The organism is Mesorhizobium sp. RCC_202, assembly GCF_041355295.1.
Lineage (GTDB): Bacteria > Pseudomonadota > Alphaproteobacteria > Rhizobiales > Rhizobiaceae > Mesorhizobium.
Window position 1 is genome coordinate 228,983 of record NZ_JBFUPO010000005.1, and the last position, 17,418, is coordinate 246,400.

Here is a 17,418-nt window from a genome sequence, read left to right on the forward strand (position 1 = left end):
GCTCGCTGTTTCCACAGTTTTGTCAGGAGCGTGTTCGGCCTTTGTTCTTTCCGCTTGCCCGCTCGCGCGAAAGACGGTTAAACGCTTGTGGTCGAGATTTGTGGCGTCACTCGACTTGGCGGCGAAACCACCTACATAAGGGATGGCCGGGGGCAACCCGCCAATCCAGCAAATTCCAGACCTGAGGCGGCGACCGGCTATGGCCGACCATAAATACCTTTCCATTCGCGGCGCGCGCGAACACAATCTCAAGAATGTCGATCTCGACCTGCCGCGTGACAGCCTGATCGTCATGACCGGACTGTCGGGTTCCGGCAAATCGTCGCTCGCTTTCGACACCATTTATGCCGAGGGCCAGCGCCGCTACGTCGAAAGCCTGTCGGCCTATGCCCGCCAGTTCCTCGAAATGATGCAGAAGCCGGACGTCGACCAGATCGACGGTCTGTCGCCCGCCATCTCGATCGAGCAGAAGACAACCTCGAAGAACCCGCGCTCGACGGTCGGCACCGTCACCGAGATCTACGACTATATGCGCTTGCTCTTCGCGCGTGTCGGCATTCCCTATTCGCCGGCCACCGGCCTACCGATCGAGAGCCAGACGGTCAGCCAGATGGTCGATCGCGTGCTGGCGCTGGAGGAAGACACCCGCCTGTTCCTGCTCGCGCCGATCGTGCGCGGCCGCAAGGGTGAGTACCGCAAGGAACTGCTGGAACTGCAGAAGAAGGGTTTTCAGCGCGTCAAGGTCGACGGCGTCTTCTACGAGATCGCCGACGTGCCGGCGCTGGACAAGAAGTACAAGCACGACATCGACGTCGTCGTCGACCGCATCGTGGTGCGCGGCGATCTCGCGACGCGGCTCGCGGATTCGATGGAAACCGCGCTCAAGCTTGCCGAGGGGCTGGCCGTGGCCGAGTTCGCCGACAAGCCGCTCGATGCCAGCCAGACCGGCGACGATGCCGTCAACAAGTCGAAGAACGAGACGCATGAGCGCATCCTGTTCTCGGAGAAATTCGCCTGCCCGGTGTCCGGCTTCACCATCCCGGAGATCGAACCCAGGCTGTTCTCCTTCAACAACCCGTTCGGTGCCTGCCCGACCTGCGACGGCCTCGGCAGCCAGCGTGCCATCGACGTGAATTTGGTCGTTCCCGACGAAAACGTCTCGCTGCGCGACGGCGCCATCAGTCCGTGGGCGAAATCGACCTCGCCCTACTACGCGCAGACGCTGGAAGCGCTCGGCAAGGCCTATGGCTTCAAACTCGGCGACAAGTTCAAGGATCTGAGCGCGGAAGCACAGAATGCCGTGCTGCACGGCACGGGCGAGCGCGAGATCACCTTCCAGTATGATGACGGCCTGCGCTCCTACAAGACCACCAAGACTTTCGAGGGCGTCGTTCCCAATCTCGACCGGCGCTGGAAGGAAACGGAATCGGCCTGGATGCGCGAGGAGATCGAGCGCTTCATGTCGGCCACCCCCTGCCCGGTCTGCAAAGGCTATCGTCTGAAGCCCGAGGCGCTGGCCGTGAAGATCGCCGGCAAGCATATCGGCGAGGTCACCGAGCTGTCGATCCGCAAGGCCGACCAGTGGTTCACCGACCTGCCGCCACATCTCAACGACCAGCAGAACGAGATCGCGGTGCGCGTGCTCAAGGAAATCCGCGAGCGGCTGCGCTTCCTGAACGATGTCGGCCTCGACTATCTGACCTTGTCGCGCAATTCCGGCACTCTGTCGGGCGGCGAGAGCCAGCGCATCCGGCTGGCCTCGCAGATCGGTTCCGGCCTCACCGGCGTGCTCTATGTGCTGGACGAGCCGTCGATCGGCCTGCACCAGCGCGACAACGCCCGCCTGCTCGACACGCTGAAGCACCTGCGCGACATCGGCAACACGGTCATCGTCGTCGAGCATGACGAAGACGCCATCCTGCATGCCGACTATGTCGTCGATATCGGCCCCGCCGCTGGCATCCATGGCGGCCACGTCATCGCGCAAGGCACGCCGCAGCAGATCATGGCGACGCCCGCCTCCATCACCGGCAAATATCTGTCGGGCGAACTGGAAGTGGCCACACCCGGAGTGAGGCGCGAGGCCAAGAAGAACCGCCGCATCAAGGTCGTCGGCGCGCGCGGCAACAATCTGAAGAACGTCACAGCGGAAATCCCGCTCGGCACCTTCACCGCGGTCACCGGCGTCTCCGGCGGCGGCAAGTCGACCTTCCTGATCGAGACGCTGTTCAAGGCGGCCTCGCGCCGTATCATGGGCTCGCGCGAGCATCCGGCCGAGCATGATCGGATCGAGGGGCTGGAATTCCTCGACAAGGTCATCGACATCGACCAGTCGCCGATCGGCCGCACGCCGCGTTCCAACCCGGCCACCTATACCGGCGCCTTCACGCCGATCCGCGACTGGTTCGCGGGCCTGCCGGAAGCCAAGGCGCGCGGCTATCAGCCGGGCCGCTTCTCCTTCAACGTCAAGGGCGGCCGCTGCGAGGCCTGCCAGGGCGACGGCGTCATCAAGATCGAGATGCACTTCCTGCCCGACGTCTACGTCACCTGCGACGTCTGTCACGGCAAGCGCTACAACCGCGAGACGCTCGACGTTCTGTTCAAGGGCAAGTCGATCGCCGACGTTCTGGACATGACGGTCGAGGAAGGCGTCGACTTCTTCGCCGCCGTGCCTGGCGTGCGCGACAAGTTGGAGACGCTGAAGCAGGTCGGGCTCGGCTACATCCATATCGGCCAGCAGGCGACAACGCTGTCTGGCGGCGAGGCGCAGCGCATCAAACTTGCCAAGGAATTGTCGCGCAAGGCGACCGGCAAGACGCTCTACATTCTCGACGAGCCGACCACCGGCCTGCATTTCCACGACGTGGCCAAGTTGCTCGAAGTGCTGCACGAGTTGGTCGACCAGGGCAATACCGTGGTGGTCATCGAGCACAACCTCGAAGTCATCAAGACCGCCGACTGGGTGCTCGACCTCGGCCCTGAAGGCGGCGACGGCGGCGGCGAACTGGTTGCCCAGGGCACGCCGGAAGCGATCGTGCGCGAAAAGCGCAGCTATACCGGCCAGTTCCTGAAAGAGCTTCTGGAGCGGCGCCCAGGGGGTAAACGCGAAGCAGCCGAGTGATGGCGAATAACGGCCTCGTCTCCGTCGAAAGCCGTTTCAGCGTGGCCGAGACGATCGATCGGCTGGCTGAGATCGCAACTGCCGCCGGATTGCGCATTTTCGCCCGCATCGACCACGCCGCCGGCGCGCATGAGATCGGCGCTTCGCTACGACCGACCGAGCTGCTGATCTTCGGCCATCCAAAAGGCGGCACGCCGCTGATGCAGGACCAGCAACTCGCCGGTATCGACCTGCCTATCAAGGCGCTGGCCTGGGAGGATGGGCACGGCAAGGTCTGGCTGTCCTACAACGATGCCGACTGGCTGGCCGAGCGGCATGGCCTCGGCGACGCCAGCCGCGAGGCCGTTGCGGCGATTGCCGCAGGCATGCAGAAAGTTATTTCGGCAGCTGCCGGGGTGGGACAACCATGAGACCTGCCCGCCCCGACGACCTTGCCGTCATCGTTGCGCTGACTTCGGTCGCCTACGCGCCTTACATACCCCTCTTCGGCGGGCCGCCGATCCCGGTGACCGAGGACTATGCGCCGCGCATCGCGCGCGGCGAGGTCTGGCTGCTTGACGATGGTTCGGCATTGGCCGGACTGATCGTTCTCGAGCGGCACAAGGACCACGCCATGATCTTCAGCGTGGCCGTTTCGCCGGCTTTTCAGGGCAAGAAACTCGGCATCAAGCTGCTCGGCTTTGCCGACGAGCAAGCGCGGTCGTGGGGCCTGCCTGAGGTGCGGCTCTACACGAATGCGCTGATGGAGCGCAACATCGCGCTCTATTCGGCCTACGGCTATCGGGAAACGGGTCGCCGGCCCAACCCATACCGGCCAGGATGGATATTGGTCGATATGGTGAAGCCGGTCGCCAAGGCGGCCTGACCGCATTTGAAACACGGAGGAGGAAGACGATGAGCCAAGGAAAAATCCGCTCGGGCATGGGTGGCTGGACCTTCGAGCCCTGGGACACGTCCTTCTATCCGGACAAGCTCGCCAAGGCCAAGCAGCTCCACTACGCCAGCCGACAGGTGCCCAGCATCGAGGTCAACGGCACCTATTACTCGAGCTTCAAGGAGCCGACCTTCGTCAAATGGGCGGGCGATGCGCCGGCGGGCTTCGTCTTTTCGCTGAAGGGCAACCGCTTCGTCACCAACCGACGCGTGCTTAGCGAGGCTGGGGAATCCATGATGCGGTTCCTCGGCTCAGGCGTCGCCGCGCTCGGCGAAAAACTCGGCCCGATCCTGTGGCAGTTCGCGCCGACGAAGAAATTCGATCCGGATGATTTCGAAGCGTTTCTAAAACTGCTGCCGGAAAAGCAGGACGGCGTCGCGCTGCGCCACGCGCTCGAAGTGCGCAACGACAGTTTTATCGTGCCGGAATTCCCAGCGCTTGCGCGAAAATACAACGCCGCGATCGTCTATGCCGACCACGCGAAATATCCAGCGATTGCCGACGTCACCGGCGACTTCATCTACGCACGGTTGCAGACGGGCAGCGACGACAATCCCGACTGCTACACGCCGAAAGGCCTCGACGAATGGGCGGCGCGGGTCAAGACCTGGGCGCAAGGCAAGCAGCCCGCAGACCTGCCGCGCGCCGATGCCAAGATCGATGCGCCGGTCAAGCCGCGCGACGTGTTCGTCTATTTCATCACTGAGGGCAAGGTGCGCGCGCCCTTCGGCGCCATGGCGCTGATGAAACGGGTGACGGCCTAGCAAAGAGAGCAAGCGCACGGAGATCAATGCCAAGCGCTTGGCATCCTAAGTCGCCCTGGCATAAGCGGCAAAACCCTCGCATCTTCGCGGCTATCGTAACGTAATCGATACTTCCTTGCTGCACTAATGTACCTACGCCAGGTTGCAGAGACCCGGCGCCGGCAAGGACGCGTGCATGCTGCTCGACTACAACTCGCTGCTTCTGGCCGTCGGCTTCTCTGCCGCTTGCCTCAGCCTGACGTTGTTCGGAACCTGGCTGACCGCTCGTACCGACAAGTTCCTGCTGACATGGGCGATCAGCGTTATGGTGGTGGTTGGCGAGGTCTTCGTCTATGACGCCTATATCGCCAAGCCCGGACCGGCGCTTGGCGTGGCGACGCTCGCTTTGCTTCTGCTCGGCTTCTCCGTGATGCTCGGCGCCTCGCATCAGTTCAGGACCGGCCGCTCGCCATTGCCGCGCATCGTGCTCGGCGCCGGTATTTCCTTTGCCTTCACCTTGCCGCCCATGGCGCTCGGCTATGATGGGCTGGGCTTCATATCGGAGAATTTCTTCGCCGCGCTGCTTTTGTTCGGCACTGCCTATGAATATTGGCGGGGTCGGCGCGAAGCGCCTGTGCATCTTATCGGCGTGGCGCTGCTCTATTCGCTGACCGCCGCATCCTTCGTTTTGTGCTCGGCCATGCTGGTGTTGGGTGGCAAGCTTGTCCTCGGCCACGCGCCGAGCAACTGGGCGGAAGATCTGAACCTCGTCATTGTCATCGCCGCGATGACCGGCATCGGTGGGCTGTCGCTGGCGCTGAACCAGGGCCGGATCGCCCGCCATCACCAGCGCGAGGCGCAAACCGATGCGCTGACCGGACTGCTCAACCGCCGCGCGCTGTTCGACCTGCATGGCAAAACGCCTGTCGGCGCTTTCACGGCCGTCGTGGTTTTCGATCTCGACGGCTTCAAGGCGATCAACGACCAATACGGCCACGCCGCCGGCGACGAGGTGCTGAAGGTCTTTGCCGCGGAGCTGACGGCCAGCCTGCGCCCCAACGACATCGCCGCGCGCATGGGCGGCGAGGAATTCGCTCTCGTGCTGAAGCGCACCATGCCGGAGATGGTCGAGGCCACTGCCGAGCGGATCAGGGCAGCCTTGGCCGTGCGCACGATTGAAACGGAGACGGGCCAGATGAGATGCACGGTCAGCGCCGGCTTCGCTTTCGGCAGCAATGAAGGCGTAAGCTTCGACAAGGTGCTCAGCGCCGCCGACAAGGCGCTCTACGCCGCCAAGCGCGGCGGCCGCAACCGCGTGCTCGACTTCCGCCGCGCCGGCTAGTTCAAGCTAAGCTCAAGCCTTCAATGGCGTGATATCACGTCGTAGAAGGCATCGAGATCGACGTAGAAAACCTTGGTTATTTCATCCAGCAGATCATCCTCGTCAAAGCCCTGCGACATCAGGATGTTGATCGCCGTCATGATATCGACGCGCTCGGTGAGGCGCCGTTTCTGATAGTCCTCGACAAAACGCTCCATCGCCTTTTCCCCTGGCAAGATTCTTTTTGGACGCATTGACCGACAATCACTGCGGGGAAGCTAGGAGGACTGGCTTGCGTGAAACTTGCGGGCCGAGCCAGGCCTTCCCCGTTCATCTGCGACTGGTACGGAAAGCGGCCGACTCACCAAGGCCAAGAAAAGACTAGCATGCGCTATTGAGCGCGCCAGAGTTAGACAGGGTTGCGTGGAGGAAATAGTGGACTGACCGTCGTTTAGCGATCTAGGCGAAGTCGAGCGGCCGCTTTAGACTGTCAGAAACTTCCGAACATCGGCCCGGTCGAGGTCCTCGGCTGGCCCGGTATGGACGATCTGGCCGCGATCCATGATGTTGACCTCGTCGGCAAGCTCGCGGCAGAAGTCGAGATACTGCTCGACCAGGAGCACGGCGATCCCGGCCTGGTCGCGCAGATAGCGGATGGCGCGGCCGATATCCTTGATGATCGAAGGCTGGATGCCTTCGGTCGGCTCGTCGAGCACAAGCAGCTTCGGCCGCATCACCAGCGCCCTGCCGATGGCAAGCTGCTGCTGCTGGCCGCCGGAGAGATCGCCGCCGCGACGTCCAAGCATTTGCTTCAACACCGGAAACAGCTCGAAGACATGCGCCGGTATATTGCGGTCGGCGCGCTTGAGTGGTGAGAAACCGGATTCCAGGTTCTCGCGCACCGTCAGCAGCGGGAACACTTCCCTGCCCTGCGGCACGAATGCGATGCCCGACCGGGCGCGATCATACGCCGCGCTCCGGTCGAGCGCCTTCCCCTCGAAGGCAACGCTTCCGCTCGTCAGCCGGTGATGGCCGACGATCGATCTCATCAAACTGGTCTTGCCGACGCCGTTGCGGCCGAGCACGCAAGTGATCTTGCCGGCGCCGGCTTTAAGCGAAACGCCGCGCAGCGCCTGGGCGGCGCCATAGTGGAGCGTCGCGTTGGAAACTTCGAGCATGTCAGCGCCTTCTCCAGAACCGGAGAAACGACAGATCGAAGCTATGGAATTGCACGCGCCACACCATGCTCATCTCCCCAGATAGACTTCGACGACACGCTCGTCGGCCGAGACGAAATCGAGCGTGCCTTCCGACAGCACCGAACCCTCATGCAGGCAGGTGACCTTGACGCCGAGCTCGCGCACGAAATGCATGTCGTGCTCGACCACGATCACCGAATGGTCGCGCGCAATGTCCTTGAGCAGGCGCGCGGTCTCCTCGGTCTCGGCGTCGGTCATGCCGGCGACCGGCTCGTCGACGAGCAAAAGTTTTGGATCCTGGGCGAGCAGCATGCCGATCTCCAGCCATTGCTTCTGGCCATGGCTGAGATTGGCGGCGAGCTCGTCGCGCTTGTCGCCAAGCCGGATGATGCCGAGGATATCGTCGATCTGGCGCGTCTCCCCGGCGGAGCGGCGATGGAACAGCGCCGGAAAGATCGAACGCGGCCCCTTCAGCGCCAGCATCAGGTTTTCCTCGATCGTGTGGCTTTCGAAGACGGTCGGCTTCTGGAATTTGCGGCCGATGCCCATCATGGCGATCTCGGCCTCGTCATGGCGGGTCAGATCGATCTCGCCGTCGAAGAACACCTCGCCCTGGTCGGGCCGCGTCTTGCCGGTGACGATGTCCATCATCGTCGTTTTGCCGGCGCCGTTGGGGCCGATGATCGCCCGCATCTCGCCCTTGTCGAGCACCAGCGACAGATTGTTGATGGCGCGAAAACCGTCGAAGGAGACCGAGACGCCGTCGAGATAGAGGATGGTGTTCGTTTTGCTCATGGGGTCGCTCACTCCGCCGGCTGCGGTTCGGGGCCGGAGGCCGACCAGGTGCCTGGCGCGGTCGCGGCGGAGCGCACGATCTTCGGTTCTTCCGTGTCGATGCCGGCTTCGGCGGCGACCGAGGCCGCGCGCATCGCTCGGGCATTGCCGCGCCAGGAATCCCACATGCCGACGATACCCTTGGGCAGCAGCAAGGTGACGGCGACGAACAATCCGCCCAGCGCGAACAGCCAGTATTCCGGCAGCATACCGGTGAACCAGGACTTGCCGGCATTGACGAGCAGCGCGCCGATGATCGGCCCGACGATGGTGCCGCGCCCGCCGACGGCGGTCCAGATCACCACCTCGATCGAGTTGGCCGGATCGAACTCGCCGGGATTGATGATGCCGACCTGCGGCACGTAGAGCGCGCCGGCGATGCCGGCCATCACCGCCGAGACGGTGAAGGCGAACAGCTTGACGTTCTCCGCCCGCCAGCCAAGGAAGCGGGTGCGGCTCTCGGCGTCGCGCACCGCCATCAGCAGCTTGCCGTATTTGGAACCGACGATTGCCCAGGTGAGCAACACGGCGAGTGCGAGCGTCACCGCGCTCGCGGCGAAAAGCGCCGAGCGCGTCGCATCGGCCTGTACGTTGAAGCCCAGAATGTCCTTGAAATCGGTCAGGCCGTTGTTGCCGCCGAAACCCATGTCGTTGCGGAAGAAGGCGAGCAGCAGCGCATAGGTCATCGCCTGGGTGATGATCGAAAGATAGACGCCGGTGACGCGGCTGCGGAACGCGAACCAGCCAAAGATAAAGGCGAGAAGGCCGGGCACGGCCAGCACCATCAGCGCCGCGAACCAGAAATGGTCGAAACCGGTCCAGAACCAGGGCAACTCCTTGTAGTTCAGGAACACCATGAAATCGGGCAGGATCGGGTTGCCGTAGACGCCGCGCGAGCCGATCTGACGCATCAGATACATGCCCATCGCATAGCCGCCGAGCGCGAAGAAGGCGCCGTGGCCGAGCGAAAGGATGCCGCAATAGCCCCAGACAAGATCGAGCGCGAGCGCCAGCAGCGCGTAACTGAGATATTTGCCCGTCAGCGCCACCATGTAGGACGGGATGTAGAAGGCGCTGGCCGGCGACACGGCGAGATTGAGCACCGGCACGACGATGGCCGCCGCCAGCAGGATGAAGATGGTGATGGCGATGCGGCGCTCGGCGCCGAAGAAGCGCTGCGTGATCATGCTTCCACCGCCCTGCCCTTGAGCGCGAACAGGCCGCGCGGGCGTTTCTGGATGAACAGGATGATCAGCACCAGGACGACTATCTTGCCGAGCACGGCGCCGGCATAGGGTTCCAGGAACTTGTTGACGATGCCGAGCGAGAAGGCGCCGACAAGCGCGCCCCAGAGATTGCCGACACCGCCGAAGACGACGACCATGAAGCTGTCGATGATGTAGCCGCGACCGAGATTGGGCGAGACATTGTCGATCTGGCTGAGCGCCACGCCGGCAATGCCCGCAATGCCGGATCCAAGCGCGAAAGTCAGCGCATCGACCCACGGCGTCCTGATGCCCATGGAAGCAGCCATGCGGCGGTTGGCGGTGACAGCGCGCATCCGCAGCCCCCAGGACGTGCGCTTCATGACATAGAGCAGCACGCCGAACACCGAGAGCGCGAAGACCAGGATCCACAACCGGTTCCAGGTGACCGCCAGCTGGCCGACGTCGAACGAGCCCGACATCCAGGACGGATTGCCGACCTCCTGGTTGGTCGGCCCGAAGATGGTGCGCACCGCCTGCTGCAGGATCAGCGACACGCCCCAGGTGGCCAGCAATGTCTCCAGCGGACGGCCGTAGAGGAAGCGGATGATGCCGCGCTCGATGGCCAGGCCGACAAACGCCGCGACCAGGAAGGCAAGCGGCAGCGCAATGATCAGCGACCAGTCGAACAGGCCAGGAAACGAGGTTCGGATCACCTGCTGGACGACGAAGGTGGTGTAGGCCCCCAGCATCACCATCTCACCATGCGCCATGTTGATGACGCCCATGACGCCAAAGGTGATGGCGAGCCCGATCGCGGCCAGCAGCAGCACCGATCCGAGCGAAATCCCGTACCAGATGTTCTGGCCGGCATCCCAGAGCGCCAGGCTCGAATTGATGCCGGCGATTGCCGCCGTCGCCGCGTCTTTGACCGTTCCGGAGGCGTTGGCCTCGACGGAGGTGAGGATCGAAACCGCGCTGCGGTCGCCACGCGCGCCGATGAGGGCGATTGCGGCGAGCTTGTCCGCTTCGGGCTTGTCTGAAACCAGTATGGAAGCAGCACGCGCCTGCTCCAGCACGGCCTTGACGCTCGCCACGCTTTCACTGGCGATCGCTGCGTCGAGCGGCCCGATATTGGCGGCGTCCGGCGTCTTGAACATGGTGTCGGCGGCGGCGATGCGGACAGTCGGATCCTTGGAGCCAAGCGTCAACGTGCCCAATGCATCGCGGATGGCGCGGCGCAACGTGTTGTTGACGCTGACCTTGGTGATGTCGTCCTCGGAGGCCTCGCCCGCTGCCTCGCCGCTCAGCGGATCGAATAGCTGGACGTTTTCGTCGCCTTCCTTGCCGACAAACACCATCGAGTCGGCCGTGCGAATGTAAAGATTGCCGTCCGCCAAGGCAGCAAGCGGCCGTTCGACCGCTGGATCGCCCGTGGCTGTCAACTCCTGAACGACAGCTCCTGTCTCGGAAAAGTCGGTTACCGTAGCGAACTTGGCGATAATGGCACGCAGATCGGCTTCCGCGGCACCCGAAGCCGACAACGTCGTCAGCAGGAGCAAGAGCGTCAGGCCCATCGCATGGAAAATCTTCATCGGTTTTTGACGACCCTTGAAGGTTGAAGTGGGCGTCCGGACAGTGGAGGAAACCGTCCGGACGCGCGCGGTCTTGGACATGGACCCGGAGGTCCAGTCCGGGGAGGATCAGTTCGTGCCTTTGCCGCCGCACTTGCCGGTTTTGACGTTGAAGTTGCCGCAGCTGAGCGGCGCGCGCCAATCGGAAATCAGGTCCTTGGAGTCGGGCAGATAGTCTGACCATTCGTCGCCCATCACCAGGCCCGGCGTCTTCGAAACCGTTTCGAACTGGCCATTGGCCTGGATTTCGCCGATCAGCACCGGCTTGGTGATGTGGTGGTTCGGCATCATCGTCGAGTAGCCACCGGTCAGGTTCGGCACCGAAACGCCGACCATGGCGTCGATGACCTTGTCCGGGTCGGTGGTGCCGGCCTTTTCAACCGCCTTCACCCACATGTTGAAGCCGATGTAATGGGCTTCCATCGGGTCGTTGGTGGTGCGCTTGTTGTTCTTGATGAACTTGTGCCAGTCGGAGATGAACTTCTTGTTCTCGGGTGTGCTGACGCTCTCGAAATAGTTCCAGGCGGCGAGATGGCCGACCAGCGGCTTGGTGTCGAGACCGGCAAGCTCCTCCTCGCCAACGGAGAAAGCCATGACCGGGATGTCCTCGGCCTTGATGCCCTGGTTGCCGAGTTCCTTGTAGAACGGCACATTGGCGTCACCATTGACGGTCGAAACGACGGCGGTCTTCTTGCCGGCCGAACCGAACTTCTTGATCGCCGAAACTTCGGTCTGCCAGTCGGAGAAGCCGAACGGCGTGTAGTTGGTCATGATGTCTTCGGCCGCGACGCCCTTGGACTTCAGATAGGCTTCGAGGATCTTGTTGGTGGTGCGCGGATAGACGTAGTCGGTGCCTTCCAGCACCCAACGCTTCACCGAGCCGCCATCCTTGCTCATCAGATAGTCGACCGCCGGAATGGCCTGCTGGTTCGGAGCGGCACCTGTGTAGAACACGTTGCGCTCGCTTTCCTCGCCCTCATACTGGACCGGGTAGAACAGGATGTTGTCGAGCTCGGAGAACACCGGCAGCACCGATTTGCGCGACACCGAGGTCCAGCAGCCGAACACCGCCGCCACTTTGTCCTTCGAAATGAGCTCGCGCGCCTTTTCAGCGAACAGCGGCCAGTTGGAGGCCGGATCGACGACCACAGCCTCGAGCTTCTTGCCGAGCAGGCCGCCCTTGGCGTTCTGCTGCTCGATGAGCATCAGCATGGCATCCTTCAGCGTCGTCTCCGAAATCGCCATGGTCCCCGACAGCGAATGCAGGATGCCGACCTTGATCGTGTCTTCCGCGGCCTTTGCGGAAGCCGACGCCAGCAGGCCGGCCGCGACGACTCCTGCCGATACGATTTTTGTTATTTTCGCGAAATTACCCCTCATATGACACGCTCCCAAGCTGGTTGTTTGCACCGCACCATAGACTTGCAAGCGACGTGCCAGACGGAATGGCATCGCAGAATTTTATGAGATAATATAGTGTTTACAGCAGCTTATATTATATTCTTGAAATGTCTCAACCTGCTGCAGCGCGGAAAGATTGAGAAAAGTTTACGCACCGCTGCCTAGATTTTGCCCAATTGGCAAAACTGCTCTAAGTTTCATCATATGCGTGAAAATGGCCTGCGCAGCCCTGTTGCAGGGTCACGGCCAAATGAGGCAAGGTCGCCCTGCAAACGAGCGACGCCATGGCCTCCCGCTTTATTCTGAGCTTCCTGATTCTCATGTCTGCCGCCAGCGGCGCGCGCGCCGACTTCGCCGACGGCAAGCTGCCGGACGGGACCTATCACTGCGAAGTCTATCTGCTCGGCCTGTTCATCAACCTCGGCGACATCACCATCAAGGGCAACCTTTATAGCGGCCCGGTCACCTTCGGCAGCGCGCCGCAGGCCTACAACTATCAGATGGATGCCAATGGCGAGATCAGCTGGCTCGGTCCGCTCGGCGGCTACACCGCCGGCGGCAATTCGCTTTCGATGACGCAGGCGACGTTGGACGGCCAGAGCGCCCCTTCCTTCGATATCATCATGAAGCAGCCCGACGGTGCCTTCACCGCGTCGACCTGCACCAAGGGCTGACCTCATAAAAAAGGCGCGGAACCCTGTCGGGTCCCGCGCCAGCAGGCAGTCGGGGAGGTCTACGCAATTCCAGGAAAAGTGCTTCGCGGTTTTCCGTCCGAAATTGCGTCAAACGAAATAGCTGGAGCGGTCGGCGGCAACGCCGAACCGCTTCAGATGGTCTTCTCCGACATCTGGGCGGCGATGTATTCCGCCTGGCGGATCGCCAGCGACACGATGGTGAGCGTCGGATTTTCGGCCGCACCCGTCGTGAACTGGCTGCCGTCGGAGACGAACAGGTTCTTGATGTCGTGCGTCTGGCCATGCTGGTTGACGACGCCGTCTTCCGCCTTCGCGCTCATTCGGTTGGTGCCGAGATTGTGGGTCGAGGGATAAGGCGGCGTCGGGAACGAGCGCGTCGCGCCAACCGCGTCGTAAAGTGCGGCGGCCTGCTTGTAGGCATGGTTGCGCATCGCCTCGTCATTGGGATGATCGTCGAAATGCACGTCGGCGATCGGCATGCCGTGCTCGTCCTTTTCGTCCTTGTGCAGCGTGATGCGGTTTTCCTCGCGCGGCATATCCTCGCCGACGATCCAGAGGCCCGCCATGTGGTCGTAATGGTCGAGCGCGGTGGTGAAAGAGCGGCCCCAGCCGCCGGGGTTGAGGAAGGCAGCCATGAACGGCAGGCCGAGCGACAACGTCTCGAACTCGTAGCCGCCGACGAAGCCGCGCGATGGGTCATGCCGCGCCTCGTCGCGGATAATGCCGGCCATGGTCGTGCCGCGATACATGTGCACCGGCTTGTCGAAGATGGCGTAGACCGAGCCGGTGGTGTGGCGCATGTAGTTCTTGCCCACCTGCCCCGACGAATTGGCGAGCCCATGCGGGAACTTCGACGACTCTGAATTCAGGAGCAGGCGCGGGCTCTCGATCGAATTGCCGGCCACCGCCACGATGCGGGCCTTCTGCTCCTGCAGCTTGCCGTCCTTGTCGGCATAGACGACGCCGGTGACCTTGCCGGACGCGTCGTGGTTGATCTTGACCACCATGGAATTCGGCCGCACTTCGAGATGGCCGGTCGCCTCCCCCTTGGGGATCTCAGTATAGAGCGTCGACCATTTGGCGCCCCATTTGCAGCCCTGGAAGCAGAAGCCGGTCTGCTGGCAGGAATTGCGGTCGTCGCGCTCCACCGAATTGATGGCCATGTTGCCGGTGTGGCATTCCTTGTAGCCGAGCTTATCGGCGCCGGCCTTGAGTATCTTGAAATTGTTGTTGCCGGGCAGGCGCGGCCAGTCATTGGTGCCAGTCACGCCCATCTTGGCCTCGGCCTTGGCGTAATAGGGTTCCATTTCGGCCAGTGTCACCGGCCAGTCGAGAAGGTTGGCGCCCTTCACCTTGCCGTACGTCGTTGCCGTCTTGAACTCATGCTCCTGGAAGCGCAGCGAGGCGCCCGCCCAATGCGTGGTCGAGCCGCCGACCGATTTGACGATCCAGGCCGGCAGGTTTGGAAAATCCTTGGCCACGCGCCACTCGCCGGATGTGGTGCGCTTGTCCTTCCAGGCGAGTTGGGCAAACGAATCCCACTCGTCATTGATGAAGTCCTCATACTCGTGGCGGGCGCCGGCTTCGAGGATGACGACATCGATGCCTTTCTGCGCCAGTTCATTGCCGAGCGTGCCGCCGCCGGCGCCGGAGCCGATGATGACGACCACGCCGTCGTTCTTGAGATCAAATTGTGCTGCCATGGTTTCCTCCCATGAAATCGGTCAAAAAGCGGTGCCAAGACAGAGCGGCTCAGAGCCACTCGATGTCGTTGAAACCGCGCGCGATGTAGCCGCCCTTGGAGTAGGACTCGCCCTCGTAGCCGAAGATCGGCCACACCTCCTTCTGGTTGTAGAGGCTGACGACGAGGCCGCCGCGCACCGCCTGGAAGAAGGGCGTCTTCTCGATGTCGGTGAGCAGCGCCACACGCTGCTCTTCCCAGCCAAGCCCGCGATAGCCGCCCTTGCCGGCCTTCTTGTCGAGTTCGGCGATCCCCTTCTCGATCAGTTCCTTGTGGGCAGGATCCTTGGCGGCCGTCTCGTCATGGCCCTTGACGGCGATGGCGTAATATCTGTCCGGCACCTGGTCGTGCGGATAGATGTCGCGCGCCACCTGGATCAGCGTCGCCATCGTTTCCGGCTTCAAAGCCGAGGTTTCCAGACCCCAGGCATGTTCCGGGCTGATAACGGCGCTGCCGGAAATGACAAGCAACGCACCGACGCCACCGCGTTTGAGAAGCTCGCGCCGCGAAAGGCCCGGCTTCTTTTCGTAGACTGTAACCATGATTTCCTCCCTGCTTGCTGTTCGCACCCCTGAGAGTGCCGTTGCTGGCGCCGCGCCCCTGCGCGGCCATATCCCCTATTGGAAGCGCCCTCCTCGCTGCAGGACCTCGATCTTGTAGCCGTCGGGATCCTCGATGAAGAAGAAGCGGGCGATCAGCGCTCCGTCGTGGTTGAAGTCGACGATCTTCTTCGGATTGAAGCCGAGCGCGCCGATCCGGTCGTGCTCGCTGTCGAGGTCGGTGACCGAAACCGCGAGATGGCCATAGCCGTCGCCGAGCACATAAGGCTCGGTACGCCCCTTGTTCACGGTCAGCTCGACCTCGAAGCGCGAGTCCGAATTGCTGAGATAGACGAGCGTGAAGGTTTCGAAATCGAGCCGCTGCGCAACCTCGAGGCCAAAGGCTTTGTTGTAGAACTCGACCGACCGGGCCTCGTCGAGAACCCTGATCATGGAATGGATCGTCTTCGCCAAATCGGACTCCGCAGCTTCTGGTGCTTCGGAGAGGATTATGCGCGCCGGCGAAAAAAGGTGGTGGCAGCCGATTACCACGCATGCGGCTGGAAAACGGCTAGTGTCGCCGCGGTTTTCAAAGAGGTAGCAGGCCTAAGGACGAAAGTCTGATTGCCGTTGCCGGCTCTCAGGCCGAAGATTGCAGATGCAGGCAGTGTTCAAAAGGCGCCAACCATCCAATCGGCGCCCAAGATAAACAAAAACGGGAGGTTACCGATGTGCAGAGTCTTCGCCGGGCAGGACCCGGAAGGCTACCGGCAGATCAACCGGTCGATCCGCATCGACGGACATTCGACCAGCATCCAGCTCGAGGCGACGTTCTGGGGTCTCCTCGACGAGATCGCCGACAGCCAGGGACTGACGACGCCGAAATTCATTTCGAAGCTCTATGACGAGGCCATCGAGATCAATGGCCAGATCCCGAACTTCGCCTCCATGCTGCGCACCACTTGCGCGCTCTATTTGCGCGGGCATCGCCCGAGCATCGAGGAACAGTCTCAGATGAAGCAGGAAGCCGCCTGAGCGGCGGTACGGATAACTTTTCCTGGACAGGCGAAGGCAGCGGAACGATCCGCGCGCCCGTGAGTTGTTGCGGCGATCTCAAGCACAGGCACAACCGACCAGCGACGACAGGCCCAACTAACAATTTGTCAATGCGCTTGACGGACAGTCTATCTTTCCGCACGCTGTCAACAAATCGAGCTATGCGGCTTGAACTTTACGGCTTTTGTCACCTTTTAACTTGGGCGTGACTTCCCGAGCCATGCACCTTTATTTGCAGGGGCCCTAATATGAGCGAACGCTATCGGATGAACCGGCGCCTTTTCCTCTCCTCGGTCGCCATGCTCACCGTCACCGCCCCGGCGGTCAGCCTGGCGCGAACGATCTCGGGCGCCCTGCCCTGGGAGCCCATGGCGTCGGATCCGCCGACGCAGGTGACCGCCGGCGGATGGCAGTTCTTCACGCCGCAGGAGGCAGCTTTGGTCGAGGCCATTGTCGATCGCCTTGTCCCGCATGACGATCTCAGCATCGGCGGCAAGGAGGCGGGTTGCGCCGTCTATATCGACCGGCAGCTGACGGGCGCCTTTGGAAGCTCGAGCCGGCTTTACACGCAAGGGCCGTTCCTGCCCGGGCTGCCGACTCAGGGCTATCAGGGCGAAGCCAATCCGGCGCAGCGCTACCGCGCCGGTCTTGCCGCTATCGACGCCTTCCTCAAGCAGCGCGACGGCAAGACCTTCGTCGAGCTCAAGCCCGAGGATCAGGATGCGTTTTTGACCGCCATGGAGGCCGGCAAGGTCGAGCTTCCGAACAGCGTCAAGGCTGCGGGATTCTTCGCGTTGCTCTTGCAGAATACGATGGAAGGTTTCTTCGCCGATCCAGTCTATGGCGGCAACAAGGAGATGGTGTCCTGGCGCATGCTGGGCTTTCCCGGCGCGCGCTACGACTACCGCGACCATGTCGCCAAACACAATCAGCCCTACCCGCTGCCGTCCGTCTCGATCAGCGGGCGTCCGGAATGGCTGAGCAAGGGAGCTTGA

17 protein-coding genes are annotated in these 17,418 nt (G+C 62.3%); 8 read left to right on the forward strand and 9 right to left on the reverse strand.

Annotation, left to right across the window (positions count from 1 at the left end):
- The first annotated feature begins 199 nt into the window (after positions 1-199).
- From uvrA to AB6802_RS13990, 5 genes are all read left to right on the forward strand, one after another.
- Entirely contained in the window at positions 200-3,121 is a 2,922-nt protein-coding gene (gene uvrA / locus AB6802_RS13970; protein ID WP_371010695.1) for an excinuclease ABC subunit UvrA, read from the forward strand.
- Positions 3,121-3,531: a DUF302 domain-containing protein gene (locus AB6802_RS13975; protein WP_371010696.1), complete on the forward strand. Its 411-nt coding sequence runs from the start codon at positions 3,121-3,123 to the stop codon at positions 3,529-3,531. The genes uvrA and AB6802_RS13975 overlap by 1 nt, the downstream gene beginning before the upstream one ends.
- Entirely contained in the window at positions 3,528-3,986 is a 459-nt protein-coding gene (locus AB6802_RS13980; RefSeq protein WP_371010697.1) for a GNAT family N-acetyltransferase, read from the forward strand. Before AB6802_RS13975 ends, AB6802_RS13980 begins: the two co-directional genes overlap by 4 nt.
- 29 nt (positions 3,987-4,015) lie before the next feature.
- The gene (locus tag AB6802_RS13985) at positions 4,016-4,819 is read left to right on the forward strand and encodes a DUF72 domain-containing protein (protein ID WP_371010698.1); all 804 of its coding nucleotides are present in this window, start codon (positions 4,016-4,018) and stop codon (positions 4,817-4,819) included.
- Positions 4,820-4,994: 175 nt separating this feature from the next.
- On the forward strand, positions 4,995-6,140 hold the full coding sequence (locus AB6802_RS13990) for a diguanylate cyclase (RefSeq protein WP_371010699.1): 1,146 nt from the start codon (positions 4,995-4,997) through the stop codon (positions 6,138-6,140).
- Between the two features lie 20 nt (positions 6,141-6,160).
- Here the strand turns inward: AB6802_RS13990 and AB6802_RS13995 are convergent, their stop codons facing one another.
- The 6 genes from AB6802_RS13995 to urtA form a co-directional block, all read right to left on the reverse strand.
- A complete protein-coding gene (locus AB6802_RS13995; RefSeq protein WP_371010700.1) occupies positions 6,161-6,337 on the reverse strand; it encodes a hypothetical protein in 177 nt (58 codons plus the stop codon).
- Positions 6,338-6,601: 264 nt separating this feature from the next.
- Positions 6,602-7,297, reverse strand: coding sequence for an urea ABC transporter ATP-binding subunit UrtE (gene urtE, locus AB6802_RS14000; RefSeq protein WP_371010701.1), 696 nt, complete (start codon positions 7,295-7,297; stop codon positions 6,602-6,604).
- A gap of 69 nt (positions 7,298-7,366) precedes the next feature.
- Positions 7,367-8,113 (reverse strand): urea ABC transporter ATP-binding protein UrtD, encoded by a 747-nt coding sequence (gene urtD / locus AB6802_RS14005; RefSeq protein ID WP_371010702.1) that lies wholly within the window; start codon positions 8,111-8,113, stop codon positions 7,367-7,369.
- 8 nt (positions 8,114-8,121) lie between these two features.
- Positions 8,122-9,339 carry an urea ABC transporter permease subunit UrtC gene (gene urtC / locus AB6802_RS14010; RefSeq protein WP_371010703.1) on the reverse strand — a complete coding sequence of 406 codons (1,218 nt, stop codon included), beginning with the start codon at positions 9,337-9,339 and terminating at the stop codon, positions 8,122-8,124.
- Positions 9,336-10,952 (reverse strand): urea ABC transporter permease subunit UrtB, encoded by a 1,617-nt coding sequence (gene urtB / locus AB6802_RS14015; RefSeq protein WP_371010704.1) that lies wholly within the window; start codon positions 10,950-10,952, stop codon positions 9,336-9,338. Before urtB ends, urtC begins: the two co-directional genes overlap by 4 nt.
- A 108-nt stretch (positions 10,953-11,060) precedes the next feature.
- A complete protein-coding gene (gene urtA / locus AB6802_RS14020; RefSeq protein WP_371010705.1) occupies positions 11,061-12,371 on the reverse strand; it encodes an urea ABC transporter substrate-binding protein in 1,311 nt (436 codons plus the stop codon).
- Between the two features lie 305 nt (positions 12,372-12,676).
- Between urtA and AB6802_RS14025 the strand changes: the two genes are divergently transcribed.
- Positions 12,677-13,066, forward strand: coding sequence for a hypothetical protein (locus tag AB6802_RS14025; protein WP_371010706.1), 390 nt, complete (start codon positions 12,677-12,679; stop codon positions 13,064-13,066).
- Between the two features lie 152 nt (positions 13,067-13,218).
- On the opposite strand, the gene AB6802_RS14030 is transcribed toward AB6802_RS14025, so the two are convergent.
- The 3 genes from AB6802_RS14030 to AB6802_RS14040 form a co-directional block, all read right to left on the reverse strand.
- Positions 13,219-14,790 carry a GMC family oxidoreductase gene (locus AB6802_RS14030; protein ID WP_371010707.1) on the reverse strand — a complete coding sequence of 524 codons (1,572 nt, stop codon included), beginning with the start codon at positions 14,788-14,790 and terminating at the stop codon, positions 13,219-13,221.
- Positions 14,791-14,839: 49 nt separating this feature from the next.
- Positions 14,840-15,370, reverse strand: a complete 531-nt coding sequence (locus AB6802_RS14035; RefSeq protein WP_371010708.1) for a gluconate 2-dehydrogenase subunit 3 family protein — start codon at positions 15,368-15,370, stop codon at positions 14,840-14,842.
- 75 nt (positions 15,371-15,445) lie between these two features.
- On the reverse strand, positions 15,446-15,841 hold the full coding sequence (locus AB6802_RS14040; protein WP_371010709.1) for a VOC family protein: 396 nt from the start codon (positions 15,839-15,841) through the stop codon (positions 15,446-15,448).
- Between the two features lie 255 nt (positions 15,842-16,096).
- Between AB6802_RS14040 and AB6802_RS14045 the strand changes: the two genes are divergently transcribed.
- The gene (locus AB6802_RS14045) at positions 16,097-16,402 is read left to right on the forward strand and encodes a ribbon-helix-helix domain-containing protein (RefSeq protein WP_371010710.1); all 306 of its coding nucleotides are present in this window, start codon (positions 16,097-16,099) and stop codon (positions 16,400-16,402) included.
- 269 nt (positions 16,403-16,671) lie between these two features.
- Positions 16,672-17,418 (forward strand): gluconate 2-dehydrogenase subunit 3 family protein, encoded by a 747-nt coding sequence (locus AB6802_RS14050; protein WP_371010711.1) that lies wholly within the window; start codon positions 16,672-16,674, stop codon positions 17,416-17,418.